This window comes from Streptococcus suis (assembly GCA_022354845.1).
Taxonomy (GTDB): domain Bacteria; phylum Bacillota; class Bacilli; order Lactobacillales; family Streptococcaceae; genus Streptococcus; species Streptococcus suis_AA.
The window spans coordinates 728,338-754,415 of sequence record CP031970.1 but is presented as its reverse complement, the minus strand read 5'-3'; the positions used below and the strand labels follow the sequence as shown (position 1 = coordinate 754,415).

General features: G+C 39.5%; 24 protein-coding genes, 1 tRNA gene and 1 other RNA gene. 7 read left to right on the top strand and 19 right to left on the bottom strand.

Going from position 1 to position 26,078, the window contains the following annotated elements:
* Positions 1 to 2 precede the first annotated feature (2 nt).
* Both lepB and D2A30_03985 read right to left on the bottom strand, forming a co-directional pair.
* Complete coding sequence (lepB, locus tag D2A30_03990; GenBank protein ID ULL20817.1) at positions 3 to 551, bottom strand: signal peptidase I; 549 nt, start codon at positions 549 to 551, stop codon at positions 3 to 5.
* Between the two features lie 34 nt (positions 552 to 585).
* A complete protein-coding gene (locus tag D2A30_03985; GenBank protein ULL20816.1) occupies positions 586 to 1,212 on the bottom strand; it encodes an esterase in 627 nt (208 codons plus the stop codon).
* Between the two features lie 84 nt (positions 1,213 to 1,296).
* On the opposite strand from D2A30_03985, the gene D2A30_03980 reads away from it, so the two are divergent.
* A complete protein-coding gene (locus D2A30_03980; protein ULL20815.1) occupies positions 1,297 to 2,412 on the top strand; it encodes an FAD-binding oxidoreductase in 1,116 nt (371 codons plus the stop codon).
* 132 nt (positions 2,413 to 2,544) lie between these two features.
* Here D2A30_03980 and pyk read toward each other — a convergent pair whose 3' ends face one another.
* The 3 genes from pyk to D2A30_03965 all read right to left on the bottom strand — a co-directional run bounded on the left by pyk (position 2,545) and on the right by D2A30_03965 (position 8,324).
* Positions 2,545 to 4,050, bottom strand: a complete 1,506-nt coding sequence (pyk, locus tag D2A30_03975) for a pyruvate kinase (protein ID ULL20814.1) — start codon at positions 4,048 to 4,050, stop codon at positions 2,545 to 2,547.
* Between the two features lie 70 nt (positions 4,051 to 4,120).
* On the bottom strand, positions 4,121 to 5,131 hold the full coding sequence (gene pfkA, locus D2A30_03970) for a 6-phosphofructokinase (protein ID ULL20813.1): 1,011 nt from the start codon (positions 5,129 to 5,131) through the stop codon (positions 4,121 to 4,123).
* Between the two features lie 82 nt (positions 5,132 to 5,213).
* Complete coding sequence (locus D2A30_03965; protein ULL20812.1) at positions 5,214 to 8,324, bottom strand: DNA polymerase III subunit alpha; 3,111 nt, start codon at positions 8,322 to 8,324, stop codon at positions 5,214 to 5,216.
* Positions 8,325 to 8,587: 263 nt separating this feature from the next.
* Between D2A30_03965 and D2A30_03960 the strand changes: the two genes are divergently transcribed.
* From D2A30_03960 to D2A30_03950, 3 genes are read left to right on the top strand one after another with little or no spacing between them, the layout of a single operon-like run.
* Complete coding sequence (locus D2A30_03960; protein ULL20811.1) at positions 8,588 to 8,962, top strand: GntR family transcriptional regulator; 375 nt, start codon at positions 8,588 to 8,590, stop codon at positions 8,960 to 8,962.
* Positions 8,955 to 9,680 carry an ABC transporter ATP-binding protein gene (locus tag D2A30_03955; GenBank protein ULL20810.1) on the top strand — a complete coding sequence of 242 codons (726 nt, stop codon included), beginning with the start codon at positions 8,955 to 8,957 and terminating at the stop codon, positions 9,678 to 9,680. Before D2A30_03960 ends, D2A30_03955 begins: the two co-directional genes overlap by 8 nt.
* Complete coding sequence (locus tag D2A30_03950) at positions 9,680 to 10,462, top strand: ABC transporter permease (GenBank protein ID ULL20809.1); 783 nt, start codon at positions 9,680 to 9,682, stop codon at positions 10,460 to 10,462. Before D2A30_03955 ends, D2A30_03950 begins: the two co-directional genes overlap by 1 nt.
* Positions 10,463 to 10,495: 33 nt before the next feature.
* Here the strand turns inward: D2A30_03950 and D2A30_03945 are convergent, their stop codons facing one another.
* From D2A30_03945 to ssrA, 3 genes are all read right to left on the bottom strand, one after another.
* Positions 10,496 to 11,527, bottom strand: coding sequence for an adenosine deaminase (locus D2A30_03945; protein ULL20808.1), 1,032 nt, complete (start codon positions 11,525 to 11,527; stop codon positions 10,496 to 10,498).
* Between the two features lie 145 nt (positions 11,528 to 11,672).
* Positions 11,673 to 11,760: transfer RNA gene (locus D2A30_03940), tRNA-Ser, on the bottom strand.
* Positions 11,761 to 11,762: 2 nt separating this feature from the next.
* Positions 11,763 to 12,110: a transfer-messenger RNA gene (gene ssrA / locus D2A30_03935) on the bottom strand.
* Between the two features lie 108 nt (positions 12,111 to 12,218).
* Here ssrA and D2A30_03930 point away from each other — a divergent pair.
* The gene (locus tag D2A30_03930; GenBank protein ULL20807.1) at positions 12,219 to 12,812 is read left to right on the top strand and encodes a TVP38/TMEM64 family protein; all 594 of its coding nucleotides are present in this window, start codon (positions 12,219 to 12,221) and stop codon (positions 12,810 to 12,812) included.
* 57 nt (positions 12,813 to 12,869) lie between these two features.
* On the opposite strand, the gene aguB is transcribed toward D2A30_03930, so the two are convergent.
* From aguB to D2A30_03895, 7 genes are all read right to left on the bottom strand, one after another.
* A complete protein-coding gene (gene aguB, locus D2A30_03925) occupies positions 12,870 to 13,745 on the bottom strand; it encodes an N-carbamoylputrescine amidase (protein ULL20806.1) in 876 nt (291 codons plus the stop codon).
* Positions 13,746 to 13,795: 50 nt separating this feature from the next.
* Positions 13,796 to 14,899: an agmatine deiminase gene (gene aguA / locus D2A30_03920; GenBank protein ULL20805.1), complete on the bottom strand. Its 1,104-nt coding sequence runs from the start codon at positions 14,897 to 14,899 to the stop codon at positions 13,796 to 13,798.
* The gene (gene nspC, locus D2A30_03915) at positions 14,896 to 16,023 is read right to left on the bottom strand and encodes a carboxynorspermidine decarboxylase (protein ULL20804.1); all 1,128 of its coding nucleotides are present in this window, start codon (positions 16,021 to 16,023) and stop codon (positions 14,896 to 14,898) included. Before nspC ends, aguA begins: the two co-directional genes overlap by 4 nt.
* Positions 16,024 to 17,283, bottom strand: coding sequence for a saccharopine dehydrogenase family protein (locus D2A30_03910; protein ULL20803.1), 1,260 nt, complete (start codon positions 17,281 to 17,283; stop codon positions 16,024 to 16,026).
* On the bottom strand, positions 17,280 to 18,140 hold the full coding sequence (locus D2A30_03905) for a polyamine aminopropyltransferase (protein ULL20802.1): 861 nt from the start codon (positions 18,138 to 18,140) through the stop codon (positions 17,280 to 17,282). Before D2A30_03905 ends, D2A30_03910 begins: the two co-directional genes overlap by 4 nt.
* Positions 18,141 to 18,142: 2 nt before the next feature.
* Positions 18,143 to 19,591 (bottom strand): aminotransferase class I/II-fold pyridoxal phosphate-dependent enzyme, encoded by a 1,449-nt coding sequence (locus D2A30_03900; protein ULL20801.1) that lies wholly within the window; start codon positions 19,589 to 19,591, stop codon positions 18,143 to 18,145.
* Positions 19,592 to 20,119: 528 nt separating this feature from the next.
* Positions 20,120 to 20,443: a metal-sulfur cluster assembly factor gene (locus D2A30_03895; GenBank protein ULL20800.1), complete on the bottom strand. Its 324-nt coding sequence runs from the start codon at positions 20,441 to 20,443 to the stop codon at positions 20,120 to 20,122.
* A 250-nt stretch (positions 20,444 to 20,693) separates the two neighbouring features.
* On the opposite strand from D2A30_03895, the gene D2A30_03890 reads away from it, so the two are divergent.
* Positions 20,694 to 20,792 carry a hypothetical protein gene (locus D2A30_03890; GenBank protein ULL20799.1) on the top strand — a complete coding sequence of 33 codons (99 nt, stop codon included), beginning with the start codon at positions 20,694 to 20,696 and terminating at the stop codon, positions 20,790 to 20,792.
* Between the two features lie 372 nt (positions 20,793 to 21,164).
* On the opposite strand, the gene rpoD is transcribed toward D2A30_03890, so the two are convergent.
* Positions 21,165 to 22,283 (bottom strand): RNA polymerase sigma factor RpoD, encoded by a 1,119-nt coding sequence (gene rpoD, locus D2A30_03885; protein ID ULL20798.1) that lies wholly within the window; start codon positions 22,281 to 22,283, stop codon positions 21,165 to 21,167.
* Between the two features lie 2 nt (positions 22,284 to 22,285).
* Entirely contained in the window at positions 22,286 to 24,073 is a 1,788-nt protein-coding gene (locus tag D2A30_03880; protein ULL20797.1) for a DNA primase, read from the bottom strand.
* 161 nt (positions 24,074 to 24,234) lie between these two features.
* On the opposite strand from D2A30_03880, the gene mscL reads away from it, so the two are divergent.
* Complete coding sequence (gene mscL / locus D2A30_03875; GenBank protein ULL20796.1) at positions 24,235 to 24,600, top strand: large conductance mechanosensitive channel protein MscL; 366 nt, start codon at positions 24,235 to 24,237, stop codon at positions 24,598 to 24,600.
* 101 nt (positions 24,601 to 24,701) lie between these two features.
* Here mscL and galE read toward each other — a convergent pair whose 3' ends face one another.
* Positions 24,702 to 25,715, bottom strand: a complete 1,014-nt coding sequence (galE, locus tag D2A30_03870; protein ULL20795.1) for a UDP-glucose 4-epimerase GalE — start codon at positions 25,713 to 25,715, stop codon at positions 24,702 to 24,704.
* Positions 25,716 to 25,829: 114 nt separating this feature from the next.
* Complete coding sequence (locus D2A30_03865; GenBank protein ULL20794.1) at positions 25,830 to 26,006, bottom strand: 30S ribosomal protein S21; 177 nt, start codon at positions 26,004 to 26,006, stop codon at positions 25,830 to 25,832.
* Between the last annotated feature and the right edge of the window lie 72 nt (positions 26,007 to 26,078).

The following is a 26,078-nucleotide window of genomic DNA, read 5'->3' as shown; positions in this document are numbered from 1 at the left end:
GACTAGTTTTCGTTTACTAATCCTGTTTTTATAAAACCAAAATCTGAAAGCGGACTAATCCTAAACGTTAATCGACCAATAACATTTTTTTTAGGAATCAATCCAAAAGTCCTACTATCATCTTTATTCGTGCGATTATCATTCAAAACCAAAAAATAATCCCTTGGAATTACTTGAAACTTTCCATCTGTGATGGTAGCCACCGTTAAATCCTCCGTATAATATTCTTGAAATTGAGGATCATCCAAATAAGTTTCATCCACTACGACATCATTTCGATATAATACATCATCCATATAAGTAACTCTCTCATTAGTCATCGCAATGACTCTGCTGACATATTCGTGACCATCAATCTCATACAAAATGAAATCTCCATGTTCAATCGTTGCATTTTTAAATGCAATAATGGAATCATTTTCATGTAAATAAGTGTTTGATTCATCTTTGGTAATTGTTACTGGCTCAAAAAACCAAACACGTAAACCAATGATTCCCGTTAGTAACAATAATAACAATACAATGTGTTTTACAAAATCTCTTTTAACCATAATCTCACCCTTTCACTTAACATTATATCATATTTCAAACTATTTCATTGACGAGATGACGGTAAATTTCAGAAGCAATTACTTGGTTTCCTAGTGGATTCAAATGGAGCCCATCACTATAATACTCATTATGACCTTTTGTTACCGAATAGAGATTTATAACTGGAAGATCCAATTGATTCCCTATTTCAGCAATAATTGTTTGAAGTTCTGCTTCAACAATTTGATTATTCAATCCAAAGCGACTGGTTGGAACGAAAGGTGGAATAACAAGATATACATCTGGCTGACTTGAGAGATTAGCATAACGCTCTGCCATTTCTTTATACTCCCGGACAAACTGTTCTCTATTCCAATAAGGCGCTCGGCTATCATTACTGCCTATCATGATGATCACAATATCCGCTTCGCTATCCAAAGATAACTGAGCATTTTTCTCATTAAAATAAGGAAAATCTGCAGTTGACTGAAGTGAACGCCCACTCAAACCATAATTTGAAACTTGATAATGTGAGCCAAGTTTCTCAGCTAGAATAAAAGGATAGGCATCTTTTTCACGATTCTCTAAGCCATATCCATAAGTCAAACTATCTCCGACTGTTGCAACTTTTACGGCCCCACTTCCAACGGTTAGGACCTCAGGATACATTATATCTGACACACGAACTCCTCAATTTTTCTTATTTCCTATTGTATCATGTTGAAAAAAATAAATAAACTTATGAATTTGTGATATAATTAACTTATGAAAAAACAAGTTATTATTATAGGCGGAGGAATAGTCGGTTCAACAGCTGCCTTCTATCTCTCCCAAGAAGAACAAATTGAGCTTACACTAATAGACTTTGGAGTAGGAACAGCTACTCGAGCTGCTGCTGGTATCATTTGCCCATGGATGGCTCAAAAGAAAAATAAAGACTGGTATAAGTTAACATCCGATGGTGCTGTTTTCTACCGTCAATTGGTAGCCGATTTGGAAAAATCGGGTGCTGCTGAGATTCCCTTCAAACAGACTGGAACTATCGGCCTAAAAAGCAAGCCTGAACTACTTGATAAAATCCAAAAAATAGCGGAGGACCGTCGTGTTGACACTCCAACTATTGGGAAAATCACCCCTTTAATTGGCGCAGAAATCAGCCAGTACCTTCCACCGCTCAAACCCGATTTTTTTGGAATTCATTTAGAAGGTGGCGGTCGTATAGATGGCGGTCGTTTAATCGATATCCTTCAAGAGCAAGTGTTAAAAAATGGCGGAGCGCTTCTACAGGGACAGGCAAAACTGTTAGATGCTAATACAGTCGAAGTAGAACATCAAGTGCTTAGTGCTGACCATATAATCTTAGCCACAGGGGCCTGGTTGCCACATATTCTTGAACCTCTTGGTTATCAAGTGGATGTTCGACCACAAAAAGGACAATTGTTAGAATTAGATACTGAATTCGATACAGATGATTGGCCAGTTTGTATGCCTTACGGAGAGATTGACATCCTACCATTTGAAAATGGAAAAATCATTATTGGTGCAACTCATGAAGATGATATGGGGTACGATTTAGAACTAGACCCTGAAAAAATCCAAGCCATGCATGATAAAATAGCCGAATTCATGCCTGATTTGGCAAATTATCCTGTAGCAAGAACTCGCATTGGAACGCGAGCCTATACTTCAACTTATTCTCCATTCTACGGAAATATTGAGGATATGCCTAATGTCTGGGTTGCTAGCGGTCTAGGTTCGACTGGTTTAACAAATGGGCCAATTATCGGTTGGCAAATCGCAAATGAAATTCTTGGATACGAAACAAACTTTGATCGTACACCATACTCACCTAATAATTATATAAAAAGAGTCAAAAGCTAGCCTTTGACTCTTTTATTTTTCCCTTTATTTAATATATTTGAGAACTGATTCATACTACTTAAAATTGCTAAACATATAAAAACCTACTGTACAACGAATAATCGTTGATACAATAGGCTTTTTCTTTATAGATTATTTTACAGTGCGAACACGCATTGTATTTGTTGAACCTGATACACCAACTGGTACACCAGCAACAATCACAATATTATCTCCGGATTCAACAAGACCTTGCTCTAAAGCAACTTGTTCTGCCAATTCAAACATATCATCAGTTGAGTCTGGTCTTTCAGTTACTACTGGAATAACACCCCAGTTTACCATCAATGATTTTTGAACTTTCTCTGTGAAAGTAATTGCAAGAATGTCTGCATCTGGGCGGTATTTAGAAATTTGACGAGCTGAGAAACCAGTTTCTGTCACAGTTACCACCAATTTGATGTTCATTGAATGACAAGCATCTTTAACTGCAGATGCGATAACTTCAGTTTTAGAAGCACGGTTAAAGTGATCTGAAGTCAAACGACCGTATTCATTCAACAATGTTTGAGCATTCTTAGCAATAGTTGCCATTGTGTGTACTGATTCAACAGGGTATTTACCATTTGCTGACTCCCCAGAAAGCATTGTGGCATCTGTACCATCGATAACTGCGTTGAACACGTCTGAAACTTCTGAACGAGTTGCACGTGGTTTTTCAGTCATTGTTTCCAACATGTTTGTTGCCGTAATAACTGCTTTACCAGCCGCATTCACTTTAGTGATAATCATTTTTTGGTACACTGGAACCATTTCAAACGGTACTTCAATACCCATGTCACCACGCGCAATCATAATACCATCAGCTGCTTCGATGATTTCATCAATATTATCGATACCTTGTTGGTTTTCAATTTTTGCGAACAATTGAACATGATCGTTACCAGTTTCTTTACAGATGTTACGAACTTCTTCAACGTCTTTTGCAGTACGTACAAATGAAATTGCGATGAAGTTCAAACCTTGCTCAAGACCAAAACGAATATCTGCATTATCACGATCTGCAAGAGCTGGGAAAGGAATTTTAGTGTAAGGAATGTTTACACCTTTTTGTTTTGCGATAACACCATCATTTTCAACACCAACGATGAATTCACGAGTTTCTTCGTCTTTTGCGATAACAGTCAATCCAAGCTTACCATCATCAACAAGAATTTGTTTACCAACTTCAACGTCGTCGAACACATCCAAACCACCTGCAACGTTCAAAGCAATCACTTCTTTAGTTGATTTAATACCTTGTTTTGTTGCTACACGCAGTTGGTCACCAGTGGTATAAGAATACTCTTTTGCATCACCTTCGAATAACTCAGTACGGATTTCAGGACCTTTTGTATCCAACAAGAAAGCTACTTTTTTACCAGCAATTTCTTCAGCTCGACGTACAGTTGCCATACGTTCCCCTTGCTCTTGGTGGTCACCATGTGAGAAGTTGAAACGGAATACGTTAGCACCTTCAGTAATCAATTGGGCAATTTTTTGAGCAGATGCTTCAACATCTAATTTTTCGCCCCAGTAACCATCGTCACCAAATTTTTTACCACCGCGGATTTCAACCGCAGGACCAAGAGTTGCAACGATTTTGACACGTTTGTTCATGATAAATAAAACTCCTTTTATAAATAACTGGTCTTATGACCCTTGTTTACAATCTATGATGTGTGACTTATTAGATTGAGATGTCACGATTTAACTTTGCAAGTCCCAAATCGGCTTTATGTGGATTATTGACAATAATCTTTCCATCTTCAGCCAAGCTAAATAATGCACCTTCTTCTGCAGTCCCTAGAATTGGATTTTCAACCATTTCTTCATTTCGAATTCCGACCGCTAAACCACCACGGCCTGCTTTCAATAATTTAACTGCATGTGAGCCCATACGAGATGCGAGCACACGATCACGAGCTGTTGGTGAACCGCCACGTTGGATATGACCAAGTTCAGCTACACGAAGATCACTAACGTCACCAGCTGCTTTCAATTCTTTAGCGAATTGACTAGCCGGCATAACACCTTCTGCCAATACAATGATACTGTGTTTCTTACCATTTTCATAGTCAGATTTAACTTTTTCAACAACATCTTGAATGTCAAATCCTTCTTCTGGGATAATGATAACATCTGCACCAGATGCAATACCTGACCACAACGCAATATCCCCAGCGTTACGTCCCATTACTTCAACAACGAAAGTACGGCGGTGACTTGAAGAAGTGTCACGAATTTTATCGATAGCTTCCATGGCTGTTGTAACAGCAGTATCAAAACCAATAGTGAAATCAGTTCCTACAATATCGTTATCAATCGTACCAGGTAATCCAATTGCTGGGAAACCATGTTCAGTAAGACGCATAGCTCCATGATAAGAGCCGTCGCCACCAATAACTACAACACCTTCAATTCCGTGTTTTTTCAATTGCTCGATCCCTTTTAGTTGACCTTCCAACTTGGCAAATTCTGGATAACGAGCAGAACCAAGGAATGTACCACCACGAGAGATGATATCTCCAACGGAACGGACAGTTAATGGGTGAATTTCTCCAGCTACCATTCCAGCATAGCCATCATTGATACCATATACTTCCATTCCTTCTGAAATTGCTTGGCGAACAACGGCACGAATGGCAGCATTCATACCAGGTGCGTCTCCACCACTGGTTAAAACACCAATACGCTTCATTTCATTTGCTCCTTTAAAATTTCATTTTAACTGCCTTATTATAACATACTTGCAAGGAAGATGCTTGACTTTTTGCTATTTTTCAATGAAAAACCGTTTTCATAACAAATTCTGCCAACTCTTCTACTAATTGTGGTGACTTTACAACGCTAAATTGCTCAACTTTTATTGTTTCGTTCCGATCTTGATAGTGTAATATAACTGGGATGGGGCCTTTGTATCTGTCTAAGATTCGAGCAATCGCAAAATCATTTTCCCGATTTTCTATCAAAATCCAACATTTTTCCTGAGAAACCAATTCCAACTGGTCTAGTACAAGTTGGTGCTGTCCCTCTCTTTCTTGAACCCTTCCCGTGATATAACAGAAACTATTTTCCTTTAATAATGACTGATACTTCCTGTAAGTTTCAGGAAACAAGGTAACATCTAATTTCTGTTTCGTATCAGTCACCTGTAAAAAGGCCATCTGCTCCCCAGTTTTTTTGGTTCGAATAACACGCACAGATTGAATTTGAACCAAAACTGTTGCCTTGCTTTCAGTTTCTAAATCTACAATGTCAGTAAGTCGTTGGGAAGATTGTTTTCGTAATTGAATGAGAGGGTGTGGACTAATTCCCAAACCAATTATTTCTTGTTCCATGTTGTATTTCTCTATATTGGAATAGTCATCCACATGCTTCCAACTATAGGCTTCCTCCGCAAAAAATGTCCCAAATGCTTCCGCAAAAACGAACAGATTTTCAAGATTCTCAACTATTTTCTTCCGATTCGACTCAATCTCATCAAATAAACCAAGTTGTATCAACGGCAATAACTGTTCTTTTTTTCTATATTGATGAGGTAGTCGTAGAATAAAATCTTCGAATGTAATGAATGGTCGATTTTCTATTATCCAAATAGCGAAATCTTTAGATAATCCTTTAATAGTTTTTAGACCCATGTAGATTTTATCTTTCTCAAATTTATCATGGTAGGGAATGGTATTGATGTACAATGGGGCAATCTGAAATTCAAATTGCAAGGCATCATGAATATAACCTACATTCGAATAATTCAACATTACTTCAAAAAATACATCTGGATAATGAGTTTTAAAAAAGGCCATCTGAAAGGCAAGGGCTGAATACGCATAGGCATGACTTCTATTAAAACCATAGCCAGCAAACTTGGCCATCATCGCAAAAATATCTTTGGTTTTTGACTTCTCATGGCCATTCTTTTCAGCTCCTATTAAAAAATCAGCCTCCATCGCTTGCATCTCCTGAGCATTTTTCTTAGACATGGCTCGACGGAGCAAGTCGGCTTTCCCAAGTGTAAATCCAGCATACACTTGAGCAATCTGCATGACCTGTTCTTGATAAAGCATAATCCCGTAGGTCGGTTCAAGAATGGAAGCAATTGATGGATCTAACAAGACGACTGCTTCTTTGCCCTGTTTTCGTTGAACAAAATTCTCTGAATAATCACTCGCACCAGGGCGGTTCAAACTTGTAGTAGCTACGATATCCTCAAAACGAGTAGGTTTTACACGTTTTAATAAGCTAATAGCACCTGGCTGTTCAAATTGAAAAATACCTTTGGTCAGCCCTTTGGCAAATAATTCTAAAGTTGCCGAATCCTCCAAATCAATTGCAGCAATATCAATCGTTTTATTATATTTCTTCTTTACCAATTCCGCCATTTTCTGAACAAATGTCAGGTTTCTTAACCCCAGAAAATCCATCTTTAGAAGTCCATTAGCTTCTACCGCGTGAGCATCATACTGCGTTATCAGCATATCGTCGCCGATTTTTAATGGAATAGTATCCGTCAAGTCCTCGTCACTAACCACAACACCCGCAGCATGAATTGATGTTTGCCTTGGCTGGCCTTCAATTTGTCTTGCAATAGCAAAGGCTTTTTGATACTCTATTTTACTATTGATGATTTGGCGAAATGCGGCGTTTCTCTGATAAGCGGACTCCAGACTATCACGAAAAGAAATTTTTTTAGTAATATTGGTCAGTTCATATTCCGGTGTTCCAAAACGCTTAAAGACATCGCGGATAGCTTGCTTGGCTCCAAAAGTAGAATAGGTCACAATTTGAGCTGCATGCGTCGTACCATAGCGATCACGAACATAACGGATAAAATCCGAGCGATGGACATCCGGTATATCAATATCTATATCAGGCATAGAATACCGTTCACTATTTAGAAACCGTTCAAATAGCAAGTTGTGTTTGACAGGATCAATACCTGTAATATTTAATGCATAAGCAACCAAACTTCCTACAGCTGATCCTCGTCCCATTCCCATATAGTAACCCTGGGTACGACCAAATCGAAGTAAGTCCCATACAATCAGGAAATAATCATCAAATCCCATCTGATGTATGATGGCCAATTCCTTATCCAAACGTTCTTGATAAAGGGGGAAATCCAATTGTTTTTCCACTAAGCCTGCCTGTGCTTTTTCTCTCAATTCCTCAACTGCAGGTCGCTGACGATTAAATCGAGGAAGTTTAACTTTTTTATCAAGATGATAAGAAACATTCTCCACTAATTGTGCAAGATTGGAGATTGCCTGAGGATATCGGCCCATGAAGCTCATCGTCAATCTTTCAGCAGATAGTAAAACTTGTTGGTGTTCAATTTCGTTTACTTGATTAAGAGGAATGTTGTCTTTGATAGCACGTAAAACTTGTAGACTCTCTAGTTGATTTTCTTGAAAATAACGCACTGTATGTAACGGAAGGACAGGATGGTCAAAAGACTGAACTGGTGTATCTGAATAAATACCTATATAATAGTCTACCCCTAAATCAAGTTTATCGACACCATCTTTAAAAGGGACAATAACTGCAATATCTTGAAGGAATTGACGAATCGAATCAAAATCATCTTGACCGGTCATTTTTGCGGTAGAAATTTTCATCAGGTTTTGGTAACCCTTTGTCGATAATGCAATCAGTTTCGTTAAAATTTCTGACTGGCCATTATTATATTTCCAGTCCAATTCACAACCAATGATGGGTCTGAGCCCTTCTTTTTGACAGGCTTCCAAAAATCCATATGCAGCGTACAAAGAATGAATATCCATGATTCCTATAGTTTGATAGCCGAGATTTTTTGCACGTTTAACGTATTCTTCAATTGTAACCATGCTATCCATAAAGGTATAGACGGTTTTTGTATCTAATTGCGCTAGCATGGTGTTCTCCTTTTATTATTATATACATTATACCAAAAATATCGATAGCACGCATTGCGTGGTTCGGTAATTCCAAAATTCAGAGTTCAAGTTTTACAACCTATCTTCACCTGATTTTCAATTCAAAAATCATTCTAACCTCATATTTTTTGTCAAAAATACATCTTGATGTAACATTTCTCTTGCAGTCCAAGAATTTTTATTGTATTATGTATATAGAACAAAAATACAAACACAACCTAACCTATAGAAAGGCACAAATCATGGCTTGGAAATTTGATAATAACATCCCAATATACATCCAGATAAGTAATACCATAAAATTGCAAATAGTAACAAACCAATTAAAATCAGGAGACAAACTTCCTACTGTCCGAGATTTAGCTGAGACTGCTGGTGTAAACCCGAACACAGTCCAACGGGCCTTGTCTGACCTAGAAATAGAGGGATTCGTTTACTCCGTTAGAACCACTGGCAGATATGTGACAGATAACGAAGAACTAATCCGACGAACTCGTCTCCAATTAGCACAGAATGAATTAGATAATTTTGTTACAAATATGCTTGATTTAGGTTTCAAGCAAGACGAATTAGTTAAACAACTAGATGATTTCTTGAAGGGAGTTTCTTATGAATAATGCGTTTACACTGGTCGAGTTACAACAAGTTTCCAAGTCATATGGAGGTGCTGTCGCACTGAACAATGTTAACTTGAAATTACCAGCTGGAAAAATAATTGGCTTGTTAGGTCCAAATGGTTCAGGAAAAACAACTATGATTAAGATTATCAACGGCTTACTTCAACCTGAGTATGGTCAAGTTCTCATTAATGGGCTTACCCCCTCACCAGAAACAAAAGCTATCGTTTCCTATCTTCCAGATACAACCTATTTGGACGAACAAATGAAAGTAATTGAAGCTGTACATTTTTTTGCAGATTTTTACAAAGATTTTGATATAGAACGTGCCTGCACCCTCTTAACGGAGTTGCAAATTGATTTGAATAGTCGAATGAAACATCTCTCAAAAGGGAACAAAGAAAAAGTTCAATTGATATTAGTTATGAGTCGACAAGCGCAATTGTATGTATTAGATGAACCAATTGGCGGAGTTGATCCTGCAGCACGTGATTATATTTTACGTACGATTATCAATAATTATTCTCCAATGGCTTCCGTTATCATCTCTACTCATTTAATTGCTGATGTTGAACAAATATTAGATGAAGTCATTTTCCTACAGTACGGTAGTGTTATCCGACAAGGGAACGTAGATGATTTGAGAATTGAAACAGGAGAATCTATTGATTCACTCTTCCGTCAAGATTTTAAAGCAGAACATGTAAGGGGATTGTAATGTTTAAAAAACTATTAAAATATGAATTCAAATCCGTTGGAAAATGGTATTTAGGAATCTACTTGGGAGTCATTATTCTTTCAGTCGTATTAGGTTTTTGGATACAGGCTTTGGTATTAAAATCAACTACATCTGCTGTGAGTACTGCAAACGCAGAAATGTTCCTTTTCGGCACTTCATCAATGGTATTCGGTATTCTAATTGCAGCACTCTTTCTATCAACTTTCGTTCTGGTCATCAACCGTTTTAGAAGCAATATTTACGGAAGACAAGGATACTTAACCATGACCCTTCCAGTCAATAGTCACCAACTGATCCTTAGTAAACTAGTCGCCTCTTTAGTATGGTACTTCTTGGCAGGAATAACTGCTCTCCTAGCTATTGGAATAGTAATCAGTTTCGTACTTATGTCAACGAATGAATTATTAATTCCTGAACTGCAATACGTGTTTCAGCAAGTTGATATCGGTGTATTCATCGCATATGCTCTTAGTACATTGATTGAGAGTATAAGGGGAATCCTACTTATCTACTTCTCTATTTCAGTTGGTCAACTATTTCGAGATCATCGATTACTATTTGCCATTTTAACTTACATCGGTATCAGTGTTTTGTCAGGCTCAATCAGTATGTTCAATTATATTAACCAAGGAGATGTATATGCAGATACCATTAGCTCTTTATATCCAAATCCGTTCTTTGTATTATTAAATATTGTTTTGGCCTTTGGGTATTACTTTGGTACCCATTATATCATGACCAAGAAGTTGAACCTACAATAATAAAAAGCTCTTCCCATGTCACTCGGACGTGGTCTAGAGCTTTCTTTTTACAGGTAATTGTTGGTAGGCTAGCGAAAGAATGCGTAACAATTTTTCCTTTTCTTTCTCGCTAGCAAAACTTGCATGAATGGCGTGACGATTAAATTGATAAAAATCTTCTTTAGTTGTACCGAAATGTTCGACAAACAGTTGGTACTCTTTATTTAAGTTTGTATTTGAAACGGTTCGATTATCGGTATTGATTGTGATTTTTGCTCCCGCCTCTATCAGTTGAGAATAAGGAAAGCTTGCTAGTGATGAGGCAGCTCCAGTTTGGAGGTTTGATGTTAGACACATTTCGACCGTTGCTCCACTATGAATAAGTCCCTGAATAACCTCCGGGTTCTTATAGAGGGCGGTTCCGTGTCCAATCCTCTTAATACCAAGTGCCAGAGCATGAGCAACATTGGTCACACAGCCACATTCACCAGCATGAAATGTGATAGGGTAGCCCAAGGATTGTGTAAATTGGATGAGCTCTTCTAAATCCTCCGTTGGATATTCAGCCTCATTTCCTGCAAAATCAAAACCAGCTAAGCCTTTAAGAGCCAAATCTGCAATGGCTGAAAAGATTTCTTTAGTCTGACTTGGATTGGTTTGTTTTAATCCACAGACCAATAATTTAGCCATTATATGAAAATCTTTCTGAGCGCGCTCTAATCCTGCCAAAACTGCTTCTACGGCCTCTAAGACAGTGAGACCTCCATCAGTTGATAACTCGGGTGCAAAACGAATTTCAATATACAAAATATTATCCATTGCAGCTTGTTGCACAACATCGTACGCAGATAATTCGAGAGCCTCAAAACTTTGTAACAGTGGACGAGTATAATCAAACTTTTTCAAATAGGTCATCAAACTATCCACCTTGCCATCAACACTGACTAACTGACGTAAATCACTATCTTCTTCTGGGAGAGAGAGATTAGCTAATTGAGCAAGTTTTCGAATAAGTGAAAGCGACAATGAACCATCTAGATGACAATGCAACTCGGTTTTGGCTAATTTCTGAACATTCAATAGTATTTACATCTCTTTCATGAGTATATTGTCACTTATCATACAACATTTTCCTTAAAAATCAAGTTGTATGTGCCTTAAAATGAACGTCATTGATGGAAAGACTCGTTTGAAAAATAAAAAAGAACGATTTTAAATCGTTCTTGCAATACGGAAGACATGGGATTCGAACCCACGCACGCTGTTACACGCCTACCGCGTTTCCAACACGGCCTCTTGAGCCTCTTGAGTAATCTTCCATATATGGAGTTGGTGGGAGTCGAACCCACGTCCAAACATCTGCTAACTTATTCGTCTACAACCATAGGTTATGTCTTACTTTAACTTGGACTTGATACATAACTCAAACCGAGTACAAGCGAGTCAGTAAATCTCTTTTGGAACAGCCTGACTCAATTCCAACGTAGCTTGTAAAATTAAGACCAATAAACAAACACAAGCAATTTGCGAATGGTCACGCTAGCAGGTTATTAAGCTGCTAATGCGTAAGAATTTGTATTTTTTGCAGTTATATTTAACTGGCATTTTTACATCTGCCGATGGGTTGCAGAACAAGCCTCATAATGCCTGTCGAATCCGTAACAACCCCGTGGGTTAGATACGAGAGTTATTATATCAGATTCTTGAATGAATTGCAAAGAATATTTATTTATGTTCCTGAAATTTAATTACAAAAGAAATATGGTAGAATGAAATTATGTATAAATTCTTTCAAAAAGTTATACAAGTTCTAAGTGTGCTTGTATTGATCGGCACAGCTATATTCCTTTTTTGGCTTTACAAAATCGGAATATTAAATGATCAGAATGCATTATCCAATTTATTACAAAATCAAGGTGTCTATGGCAGCTTAACTTTCATAGGATTACAAATTATTCAAGTTGTTTTCCCTATCATTCCTGGCGGGGTAACAACTGTCGTTGGTTTCCTTGTCTTTAAATTTTGGTGGGGTTTCATCCTAAATTACATTGGAATAAATATTGGAAGTATTATTTTATTCTGGCTCGCTCGGAGATATGGTAAAAAATTCTGTCTCTTATTTATGAACGAAGAAACGTTCGATAAACATGAAAAGAAAGTTGACAATAAGCGAGGTTATGAAATATTCTTCGTTTTCTGTATGTTATTCCCTTTCACTCCAGCCGATATTGTTGTGATGATTTCTGGACTGACAAGTATGAGCTATCGGAAGTTCATTTCGATTATCCTAATCTGTCGACCATTTTCTATCATTGCATACAGCTATTTTTGGATTTACGGTAGCTACTGGCTAAATCATTTTATGAAATAAAAAACTTGGTTCAATCAACCAAGTTTTTTTAGTGTTTTGAAGAATTCTTTCTGCTTCTTATTCCGAAATACGTCGATACATATGAGGTCTGCGGTCTCTAAATAGTCCCCAATCCAAACGTTCGCGCGCTCCCTTATCCAAATCATACATTGCAAGCAAGACAACTTCTTCCTCACGTCCCGCCTTTGTTAAAAGTTCTCCTGTCTCATCAGTCAAGAAAGAGGAACCATAGAAACATAAGCTAGAAGACTGTCCACCATTTTCGTCAGATGGCTGGACTTCTTCCAAGCCAATACGGTTAGCTGCAATAACTGGCATGATATTGGCCGCAGCATGCCCTTGCATGGTCCGTTGCCAATGTCCTTGGCTATCTGTATCCAAAATCGGCTCTGAGCCGATAGCTGTTGGGTAAAAAAGCAATTCTGCCCCATTTAGAGCCAAACAGCGAGCAGTTTCTGGAAACCATTGGTCCCAACAGATACCAATACCAATCTTGGCATAGCGAGTTTCCCAGACCTTAAACCCAGTATTTCCCGGTGTGAAGTAAAACTTCTCCTGATAATAATGGTCGTCAGGAATATGAGTCTTACGGTAAACTCCCAAAACACTACCATCCGCATCAATAACCGCAATGGAATTATAGAGGCTATTTCCATCTTTTTCATAAAAAGAAATGGGTATAACCACCTGTAATTCTTTGGCAATGGGAATAAATTGCTGAACAGCATCATTTTCCTCTACAGATTTAGCGTAGCTATAATAGTCATATTGGCGTTCTTGACAAAAATAAGGACGCTCAAAGAGTTCAGGCAGGAGAATAATCTGCGCTCCCTGACCAGCAGCCTGTCTGACCAAACGCTCTGCAGTCGCCAGATTTTCAGCTAAAATATGACTGCATTGCATTTGAACAGCAGCAACAGTAACATTTCTCATTTTTTTGATCCTTTTCATAAATTCATGATGGGCAATTCAACGACGTCGTATCAGGGACATTTAGCACCATAAAGTGGGATTTGCTGGGTGATACAGTGAATATTTCCACCTCCTAGCAGGATGTCGCGGGCTGGTATGCCGACGACTTTTCTGGTTGGAAAAAGCTGCGCTAGGAGATGCAGTGCATGAGCGTCATGCTCATCATCAAACTGGGGCACTAATACCGCACCGTTGCTGACGTAAAAATTCACATAGGAAGCTGCCAAGCGTTCGCCAGCAGTCCGTTCTTCTTCCCCTTCTTCATAGACATAGCCTGGCAAATCCTCTTCTGTTACTAGAATAGGATCTTTTGGAATAGGCAGTTTATGTACGCTAAACTTTCTGCCCTTAGCATCTACTTGCTCTTCCAAGTAGTCCAAATCAGCCTTGGACATGGCATATTGGGGGTCTGCCTCATCATCTGTCCAGGCTAAAACTATCTCAGCTGGACCAACAAAGGCCGCAACATTGTCCACATGTTCATTGGTTTCATCATTGAAAATTCCGTATGGAAGCCAGAGAACCTTTTCAGCACCTAGACTATCTAGAAGCACTTGCTCAATCTGGTCCTTGGTTAGATGAGGATTGCGGCCTGGGCTCAGTAAACAGGATTCTGTCACCAAGATGGTTCCCTCACCGTCGCTATGGATGGCTCCGCCTTCTAGGACAAAGGGGTGGGCATCGTAGACTGGCAGACCGATGGCTTGACTAAATCGACTAGCCACCTGATCATCTGACTCATAGTCCTGATAAAGACCATCATAGTTTCCGCCCCAAGCGTTAAAGGCCCAATCGACAGACAAGGCTCTGCCATTTTCACGGACCAAAACCGTCGGACCTGTGTCACGCGCCCAAGCATCGTTGGTGGGGATGTCCAGGTAGGTGATGTCAGCCCCCAACATGGATTGAGCCTCCTCACGGTGTGCCTCATCCACCAAGAGATAGACCTGCTCGCTTTCAGCAATGGTTTTAATGACCTGGTTAAAGGCTTTTTTCGCCCCCTGACCATCAAAGGGCCAGGATCCTGGGCGAGTCGGCCACACCATGAGGGTACCATGATGAGGCTCATACTCAGCAGGCATGCGGTAGCCAGCCACTTTTGGACTTTCTATCATGACAACCTCCCTTTGAAATCTTCATATCCAAAACTCTTAACAATTCGGCAGTCACCAGTCTTGTCCATCAAGACCAGACTTGGCAGACCAATGCCATTGAAGGTATTGTTTTTTACAAAGGAATAAATAGCCATATCTTCAAAGTAGAGCTTGTCGCCAATCTCCACAGGTTTTTCAAAGGAATAATCGCCAATGATGTCGCCCGTCAGACAGGTATTGGAAGATAGTCTGTATGTATAGGCCTTTTCACCTGCCTCAAAGCCATGACGAAGCGGTGGGCGATAGGGCATTTCCAAGACATCAGGCATATGGCAGGTGGCTGATGCGTCTAACACTAGCGTTTCAATACCATTTTCAAAGATATCTAAAACTTCTGTCACCAAATAACCCGCATTGAGGGCAATGGCTTCACCAGGCTCAATGTAGACTTCTAATCCATAGGTTTCCTGCATGTGCTGGATAGAGGAAATCAGCAAGTCCAGATCATAATCTTCTCTGGTCACATGATGGCCTCCGCCCATATTGAGCCATTTAATACGGTGTAGATAAGGACCGAATTTGGCCTCAACAGCATCCAAGGTCGTTTTCAAATCATCCGAATTTTGCTCACAGAGTGTATGGAAATGCAGACCATCCACCAAGTCCACCAGGTCTTCTGAAAACTGGTCAATACGAACACCGAAGCGAGAACCTGCTGCGCAGGGATCATAGAGGGCATGGTCACCTTGGGTGGAGCACTCTGGATTAATACGCAGGCCAACACTGACTCCAACTGCTCGGCATTTGTCCACGTGCTTGCGGAGTTGGCGCTCTGAGTTAAAGACGATATGGTCCGCAATCTCCAAAATCTCCTCCAAATCCGCATCCTTGAAGGCTGGAGCAAAGACATGGACTTCGCCCCCAAACTCCTCACGACCCAGCTTGGCTTCATAGAGGCCTGATGCAGTTGTTCCAGCTAGGTATTGGCTGATGAGCGGATAGGTGGCATACATGGAGAAGGCTTTTTGGGCCAAAAGGACCTTACAGCCTGTTCGCTCTTGGACCGACTTGAGAATTTCTAAATTGTTGACCAGCTTAGCTTCATCAATGACATAAGCTGGTGTTGGGACTTGATCAATTCTCATCTAGTCCACCAAAACTGGATTTTCTACCACTTGCCAAGGCAATCCGTATTGATTGAGCAAGTCCATGAATGGATCTGGATCCAATTCTTCCAAGTTGTATACACCTGGTTTTTTCCAAGTTCCGTCCATGACAAGCTTGGTTCCAATCATAGCAGGAACACCAGTTGTGTAAGAAATAGCCTGTGAACCCACTTCCTTATAGCACTCTTGGTGGTCACATACGTTGTAGATGTAGATGGTCTTCTCCACACCGTCTTTGACCCCTGTGAAAATACAGCCGATGTTGGTTTTCCCAACAGTACGTGGACCAAGGCTGGCTGGATCAGGCAAGAGGGCTTTGAGGAATTGGATAGGCACTACTTCTTGTCCATTAAAGTTGATTGGGTCAGTCCGTAAGAGACCAACATTTTCCAAGCATTTCATATGAGTCAAGTAGGATTGACCGAAAGTCATAAAGAAGCGAATCCGCTTCACACCTGGAATGTTTTTAGCTAGGGATTCAATTTCTTCATGGTGGAGAAGATACATGTCTTTCTGACCCACTTCTGGGAAATCATATTCTCGCTTGATAGACATGGCTTCAACTTCCACCCATTTGCCATTTTCCCAGTAGGAACCTGGTGCTGAAACCTCACGCAAGTTGATTTCAGGGTTAAAGTTGGTCGCAAATGGATAACCATGGTCTCCCCCATTACAATCTAAGATATCTATATAGTGGATTTCATCGAAATAGTGTTTCAATGCGTAAGCAGAAAATACACTGGTCACACCTGGATCAAACCCGGATCCCAAAAGCGCTGTCAGCCCTGCTTTTTCAAAACGCTCCTTATAATCCCACTGCCATGAGTAATCAAAGTAGGCTGTAAATCCTTCTTCTTCACAACGTTTTTCGTAAATAGCACGCCATTCAGGATTTTCAGTATCTTCACTTTCATAATTGGCTGTATCAATGTAGTCCACACCAGTCGCCAAACAAGCGTCCATAATGGTCAAATCTTGGTATGGGAGGGCAACGTTTAAAACGGCTTTTGGCTGGTAGCTTTCAATCAAGGCAATCACTTCTTCTACCTTGTCCGCATCCACTTGTGCAGTTTCGATTTTTACCGAAGTTTTTCCTTCTAAGGCAGCCTTCAAATCATCACACTTGGACTTGGTACGGCTGGCAATCATGACCTCCTTGAAAGTATCTTCTGCCTGACACACCTTGCTGATGGCAACCTGGGCTACGCCACCGCAACCAATGACTAATAAACGACTCATTTTCTTTTCTCCTCCTCTTCTAAAATGTCTTCTACATATCGGGGCAAGAGAAATGCTCCCACATGAAGGTTAGCTGTATAATATTCTGTAAAAAGCTCGCGCGCTTTCCATTTTTCCTTATCATAATCTTCAATTGGATGGTATTTTTTAGAAGCAAATCCAAATAACCAATAACCTGCAGCTGAAGTTGGAATATGGGCTTGATAGACACGACTAATTGGAAATGATTGACTAGCCTTGCGATGCATGGAACGAAAAGCCGACTCATCCTCATCATAAAATGGCGAACCATGTTGGTAGACCATAATGCCATCTTCCTTCAAAGCCCTGTATGCATTACCGTAAAATTCCTTGGTAAACAACCCTTCCGTGTGTCCAAATGGATCTGTCGCATCATTGATGATAATGTCATATTCATTTTCACAATTGCGCAAGAACCGCAAGCTGTCCTGCAAATAAACCTCTACACGCTCATCTTCAAGTCCTGATGCATAGTCTGGGAAATACTGACGACACACTTCAACCAACAACTCATCTGGCTCTACTACGTCAATGCGTTCGATTTCAGGATACATACTGAGAACTTGAGCAACTCCTCCATCTCCACCACCTAAAATCAAGATTTTCTTAGGATTTGGATGAACTGCCATTGGTACATGTACTGCCATCTCATTGTAGACAAAGTCATCTGCGTCCGAGAATAAAACACGACCATTAAGGGTTAATATTTTTCCAAAGGCTGGCGAGTCCAACACAGCTATATCTTGGTATTCGCTTTTTCCAGCATAAAGTTGTTGACTGGTGCGAATGGACAATTTTACATCAGGTGTTTGAACTTCTGAAAACCACATTTCCATGCCTATTTCTCCTTAATTACATTGATAAAATTAACATCTGGATCCTCTGTTCCTTGAACAGAACAGCCACGTTCCTTGGCAAAAATAATATAATCTACAATTTCTTGGGTCACTCGTTCACCTGGTGCCAAAAGCGGAATGCCAGGCGGGTAGCACATAACAAATTCCCCACAAACCTGTCCAACAGCATTTTGTAGCGAGAGACTGTCACGTTCTGCATAAAATGCTTGCTGAGGGGATAAGACCAATTGAGGCTGGATGTATTCCCCTGAAATTAAATCAGAACCATCACGTGAATACAAGCGCTTAATATCCGCTAAAGCACCCACCAACCGCTCAATATCTTGCAAACGGTCACCAATTGAAATATATGCCAAGATATTTCCAATATCACCAAATTCAATCTGAATATCGTATTCATCTCGCAGAAGATCGTAGACTTCGATACCAGTTAAGCCAATGCCTTGTGTGTAAATAGAAAGTTTCGTCACATCAAAATCATACACAGACTGTCCATCAATCAATTCTTTTGAATAGGCATAATAACCACCAATTGCATTGATTTCTCTACGGGCATATTCAGCCATTTCAATGACTTTTTCAAAAGACTCTTTCCCACGGAGAGCTAGATTTCTCCTTGAAATATCTAAGCTAGACAAGAGTAAGTAAGATGCTGAGGTAGACTGAGTTAAGTTGATAATTTGACGAACATATTCAACATTCATTTCAGAACCTACCAACAAAAGGGAACTCTGTGTCAAACTACCACCTGATTTATGCATGGAAACAGCGGCCATATCGGCACCAGCATCCATAGCGGATAAAGGAAGTTGATCAGAAAAATGCAAGTGAGCCCCATGAGCCTCATCTACTAGAACTTTCATACCAGCTTTATGGGCCATCTCAGTGAGAGTTTTAACATCCGAACAAATACCATAATAAGTTGGATTATTTATCAAAACTGCAACTGCATCTGGATGCTCAACAATCGCCCGTGCAAAAGCGTCGTTCTCCAGTCCAAGAGCAATTCCAATCCTTGGCTGAACGGTCATATCAACATAAACAGGAATAGCCCCACATAAAACCAAGGCATTCAAGGCAGATTTATGAACATTTCGAGGAAGGATAATTTTATCCCCTGCCTTACATGTTGCTAAAATCATAGTCTGGACAGAAGACGTAGTTCCTCCAACCATAAGAAAAGCATGACTGGCCCCAAAAGCTTCTGCTGCCAATTCTTCTGCTTCACGAATGATCGAAACAGGATGCCCTAAATTATCTAAGGGTTTCATGGAATTGACATCAATGCTAACACACTTTTCACCTAGAAGCTCAACAAGCTCTGCATTTCCGCGTCCCCGTTTATGACCCGGAACATCAAAAGGAACTATCCGTTTGCGTCTTAATTTAACCAATCCCTCATAAATAGGGGCCTGGTGTTGATTTTTCATGTAGAAAAACTCCTTTGCTTTTACTTATAGTACAACATCTTATCTTTGCCCTTTTTAAACATGTAAAAAGAGCAGGGTAAAATCCTGCTCTACAATCGTTATTGACGTTTTTTATTCTTCTCTTGAGTTTATGTGCCTACCGTTTCCTACTCTCCAGTGCAAATATATACGTACTTTATTGACCGTTTCACAAGATGACGTGTGCTTTCACCACACTAAAATTTGATGTAAGAATTAGGGTAAATCCTAAAATCAACTTATAAAATTTGAGCTTTTAACTCAATCAATAATGTGGCTTTCGCCACGCTTCGGCATTCGACCCGCCTGTCCGTAGGCTTTGGTTATGACAATGTTCTGTCCCATATAGGTCTGATATTTGCTAGAATAGGTATCGCTACTTTTCCTAGGCCTGTTTATTGTAACACGGAAATGGTCCTTTGACAAGTAGAATTTGTAATATTTTATTCAAAAACAACAAACATTCTTTAAAAAATGGTTTCGATTGTTCGAAACCATCACATATTTATATTACTTAATTCCTAATGCAATACGAGCATAACGACTCATTTTTTGAACAGTCCAAGCCGGTGACCAGACAAGTCTCACATCCACTTCAGTCACTTCTGGGACATCTTTTAAAACATCATGTATTTGATCTGTAATCAAATCGGCTAAGGGACAGCCCATTGTTGTCAAAGTCATATCAATTTCAGCTTTGCCATCAATAAAACGAATTTCATAAACTAGTCCTAGATTGATAATATCTATCCCTAGTTCAGGGTCAATCACATCTTCAAGAGCTTGAAAAATACGCTCCTGGATATCTTTAATTTGATCTTCTGTATACGCCATTTTTCAATCACTCTCTTTCTAATGTTAAAAATGCTATGAAATTTTACTTGTTAATTATCTTTCCAAAACTTGGCTATAATAGGAAAATAAGTTATTCGTTCTTTATATCAAATAGTTAGCGGGGAATAGGACTGACGGAAGTCAGCTTCAACAGTCCCGGGGACTGTTGAAGGCTGGAGATGAAGAGACTGGGCAAAAAGCTCAGCACCGCTTCTCAAAGTTAGTGTCAACATCTCAGCGCAGTGGTTGATTGGCAGATCTGTTCGTTTTTTACACTCCAAATCTGACTATCATGACTGTTGCAAACAAAGTTCGCTCCATTTCAAACCTCCAACAGTCACTACTCTGACTGTTGAAGCTGTGCGGGGGTAGGAGTGAAACAACTTAAAACGAAAAATTGTTGACAAACCCTTCTATGAATGGTTGAGTTCTTTCCCACTCCCGTCAAAACAAGTCACTGAACCTTGCCTGCTTTCCGATTTCTCGGCAGGCTTCAACAGTCTGGGAGACTGTTAAAGGTTGGAGATGAAACAAACGAAGTTTGTGTCAAAACCTCCCCCATACCTTCGCTCGTTTCCTGTTTTCAGCGAGCGGTTAAAAAGGTTCCCCGGAGGTTACGCTCCCTTTCTAATTTCAAGGGGAGCGGTTAAAAAGGTTCCCCGAACCTTGGCCGCTTTCATGTTTCTAGGCGGACGTTGAGAAAGCCTATCCGTAGGCTTTCTCAATCCTCAATAAAGTCTCTGAGTGGTTTACTGCGGGATGGGTGGCGGAGTTTGCGGAGGGCTTTGGCTTCAATTTGGCGGATGCGTTCACGGGTTACGTTAAAGACCTTACCAACATCTTCTAACGTGCGCATTTTACCATCATCTAAACCAAAACGAAGACGCAATACGTTTTCTTCACGATCAGTAAGAGTATCCAATACCTCATCTAGTTGCTCACGTAGTACGACACGTGTGGTGTAGTCAACAGGATTTTCAATGACTTCGTCTTCAATAAAATCTCCTAAATGGCTATCATCCTCTTCACCAATAGGTGTTTCAAGTGAAACAGGCTCTTGTGCAATCTTAAGAATTTCACGAACTTTTTCAGGTGTCATGTCCATACGTTCTGCAATTTGTTCCGGAGTCGGATCTTGACCTAATTCTTGGAGAAGATTACGTTGTTCACGGACCAATTTGTTGATTGTTTCCACCATGTGTACTGGAATACGAATGGTACGAGCCTGATCTGCGATAGCACGAGTAATGGCCTGACGGATCCACCATGTCGCATATGTTGAAAATTTGAATCCTTTTGAGTAATCAAATTTGTCAACGGCTTTCATCAAGCCCATATTTCCTTCTTGGATCAAATCAAGAAACTGCATACCACGACCAACATATCGCTTCGCAATAGAAACAACTAAACGTAAGTTAGCTTCTGCCAGACGTTGTTTTGCTTCTGGATCACCAGCTTCTACTGCCAAGGCTAATTCCTGTTCCTCTTCGTTGGTCAAAAGTGGAACAACACCAATCTCTTTCAAATACATCCGAACAGGATCATTTACTTTTGCCGAATTACTTCCTAGCAATTCTTCGTCAGATAATTCTGGTTCTTCTTCAACTCGTAATACCCGTGCCGATGGATTACCTTCTTTATCAACAATCGAAATTCCAGCATCTTGAATACGCTGAAGCAAATCGTCAATACCATCCGCATCCAATGTAAAGGGAATGACTAATTGGTCATTGATCTCATCGTCGGCAGCAGACCCTTGCTTCTTATGGTTGCGAATAAATTCTGCAACTTGGACGTCAAAGGTTGTTACTTCAGTTTTTTTATCTTTATTATTTGTCATGCTTACTCCATTAGTTTTCTTTTATCCAGCAACTGTTGCAACTCATTAAGTGCAACATCACTATTTCCCATATGAGAGTATTCACGAATATTTCGTGAAATTAATTGATTTTCTTTTTTTAAAAGCTCCTTATCTCGCTTATTCTCCAATTCTTCTATTTCACCCTGAGCAACTTCTTCTGGCAAACGTTCTTCCAGCATCCGATACCAGGCTTGTTGAACCGAGGCATCCATTTGAGACAATTCATAACTTGTAATTTCGCCCTGTTCACGCAATGTTTCATAAATAACTTGAAGTTCTGGTGTAACAAAATAAAAATCATCTCGTAGTCGAAATTCATTTAAAATATAAGCGTGTTCAACCATCCTATATAATAAATGGTTCTCTGTCCGAATAAGACTTGTAGTACGAAGGAAAGGTTGTTCAGGAAGCAGCTTTCTTGGAACAACTTGCTCATTTCCTCTACCAACTCTTGTCTGCCGTTGTTGCAGTCGTGCATTGTTGACCGCTAACTCAACTTGTGTGTAGTCAAAATCAGACAATAAATCTGCCACTTTGTATATATAAGAATTTTGAGCAGTAATGGATGGTGTTTTTGCAATAATCGGTGCAATCTTATCAACAAATTCAATTTGCATTTGCAAGTTATCAGGATTTTCAGGTTTGAGGTACTGAATTAAAAACTCAACATCACTCATCCTTGATTTTTCCAATATCTGTTGCAGTGCCTCTGGAGAATTTTTCTGTAAAAATTCATCCGGGTCCATATTATCAGGAAGCTTCACAATATCTATCTGAAAATTTTGCAATTCATCCAGTGCTTTCATAGTTGCAGCCTGGCCAGCTTTATCTCCATCGTATGTAAGGACAACTTTTTTACAAAATTTAGAAAGGTGACCAACATGCTCTTGTGTCAATGATGTTCCCATGGAGGCAACTGCATTTTCGATACCAGCCCGATGCGCCGCAATGACATCCAAGAAACCTTCCATTAGATACACTTCCCGTTGCTTTTTGATAGTAGCCTTAGCCTGATCCAAATGATACAGCTCATAGCTCTTATTAAAAATCGGCGTGCTGCGAGAGTTTTTATATTTGGCTAGTTGCTTATTTTCTTGGTCTTTTTTCGTCCAAATACGACCCGAGAATGCGATAACTCGACCATATTCATCACTCAAAGGAAAAATAATACGCCCTTGAAACGCATCGTAGATCATTTCGCCTTCACTTGGGTTAAATAAGCCCGACTGTAGTAAGTTTGCCTCATTGTACTCTGCTGATAATTTTTGATAAAGGATATTTTGCTCAGGTGGTGAGAGACCGATTTGAAAAGTTTGAATCACTTCATCAGTCAAACCACGTTGATGCAAGTATCTCCTTGCCTCTTCACCCATCTTCGTCGTCATTAAGAAGGCATGGTAAAATTTTGCGGCATCCTTGTGTATATCAAAGAGAACCTGATGGGGATGCTGTCTTGATTCCGCCTGCTGATTAGTGGGGATGAATTCGGTTTGAAAACCAGCTTTTTCAGCAATAATTGCCACGGCATCAGCAAATGAAACGCCACGAAACTCCTCAATAAATTTGAAAACATCTCCTGATTTACCGCAACCGAAACAATGATAAAACTGCTTATCTTCAACTACGTTAAAAGAAGGTGTTTTTTCCCCATGAAAAGGACACAAACCTAAATAATTTCGCCCCGCTTTGGTAAGCGCAACCGATTCACCAATAATATCTACAATGTTAACCGATTGCTTAAGCTCATTTATTTTTTCTTTTGCTAACATCGGTTACCTCCATAAAATTCAGGGAATCTGCACATTTTAACATTCTATATTGTATAATAAATTTCTTGAAAAGTAAAACTTTCAAGTCGTTATAATTGAAAAAAAAATAAAAGCGGTTATAATAGAAAGTGAGAATATTTATGAAAGGACATATTTAGGATATGTTAAAAGATTTAAAAGCATTTTTGTTCCAAGGCAATGTTATTGACCTTGCAATCGCAGTTATCTTCGGTGCTGCATTCAAATCCATCATTGACTCATTCGTAGCTGATTTAATCACACCTTTGTTGTTAAATCCAGCTTTAAAAGCTGCAGGTGCAGATAAAATTTCAGAATTGAGCTGGAATGGTGTTACTTATGGTAACTTCTTGAGCGCAGTAATCAACTTCCTCATCATTGGCACTATCCTCTTCTTTATTGTTAAAGCTGCTGAAAAAGCTTTCCCTAAAAAAGTTGAAGAACCAGCTCCTGCTGGACCAACTCAGGAAGAATTGCTTACTGAAATCCGTGATTTATTGAAAAAATAATTCTTGATTGGAGAGACAGGTGAATCACCTGTCTTTTTTTGTTACCCAAAAAAGAAGATGTGAGCACTACGCGCACACCTTTATATTTTTAAAAATCAACATTAACCCTTGTAACCATTTGGATTTTTAGATTGCCAATTCCATGTGTCTCGGCACATATCTTCAATTGTTTTTTCGGTTTTCCAATTGAGTTCAGCCAGAGCCTTGTCAGCATTTGCATAACAAGTTGCTACATCCCCAGGACGACGATCAACAATTTTATAAGGTACCGGAACTCCATTTACCTTTTCAAAAGCTTGTACGAGTTCTAATACACTTGTTCCTTGTCCTGAACCTAAATTATAAGTATATACACCTGTCGTATCCGAAATCTTTTCAAGTGCTTTAATGTGCCCAAGTGCTAAGTCAACTACGTGAATGTAGTCACGAACACCTGTACCATCTACAGTATCATAGTCATTCCCAAATACACTCAACTCTGCCCGTTTACCAACAGCTACTTGTGCAATAAATGGCATAAGGTTGTTTGGAATACCAGCAGGATCTTCACCAATCAATCCTGATTCATGAGCACCAATTGGGTTGAAATAACGAAGAAGAGCAACACTCCATTCTTTATCAGAAACTTCGAGATCGCGCAAAATCTGTTCCAACATCACCTTTGTATAACCATAAGGGTTAGTCGCACTTGTTGGCATATTTTCCACCAATGGTGATGGATTGTTCAATCCATATACAGTAGCACTGGATGAAAAGACCATTTTCTTAACTCCAAATTCAGCCATCACCTCTACCAGAGCAAGCGTTGACATGATATTATTTTCATAATACATTACTGGTTTTTCTACAGACTCACCAACAGCCTTGTATCCTGCAAAATGGATTGCTGCTTCAATCGATTCTTTTTCAAAAACCGAACGGAGAGCCGCCTTATCAGCTACATCCAATTCATAAAAAATCGGTCTCTTTCCTGTAATCTCCTCAATACGATCCAAAACCAGAATACTTGAATTAGAAAGATTATCAACAATGACAACCTCTTTGCCCAATTTTATCAATTCAACAACTGTATGGCTACCAATATACCCAGCACCACCTGTTACTAAAATACTCATGCAAAACTCCTTTTTTCATGAACAATATGACTTGACTCAATTCTACATACCTATTATAAGTTAGATAAGGTAAAATGTAAATAAAAAACAGCCCTAAAGCTGTTTTAAATTCAATTAGAATTTTTTACGCTTGCGAGCTGCTTCTGATTTACGTTTACGTTTTACAGATGGTTTTTCGTAGAATTCACGTTTACGTGTTTCTTGAAGAGTACCAGCTTTAGTAACCGCACGTTTGAAACGACGAAGAGCATCATCAAGTGATTCGTTCTTGCGTACTACTGTTTTTGACATTTTTTTCACTCCCCTCAATTTCAAAGTCTTTATCATTTTACTATGAATGCATCCGTTTGTCAATCTTTTTTG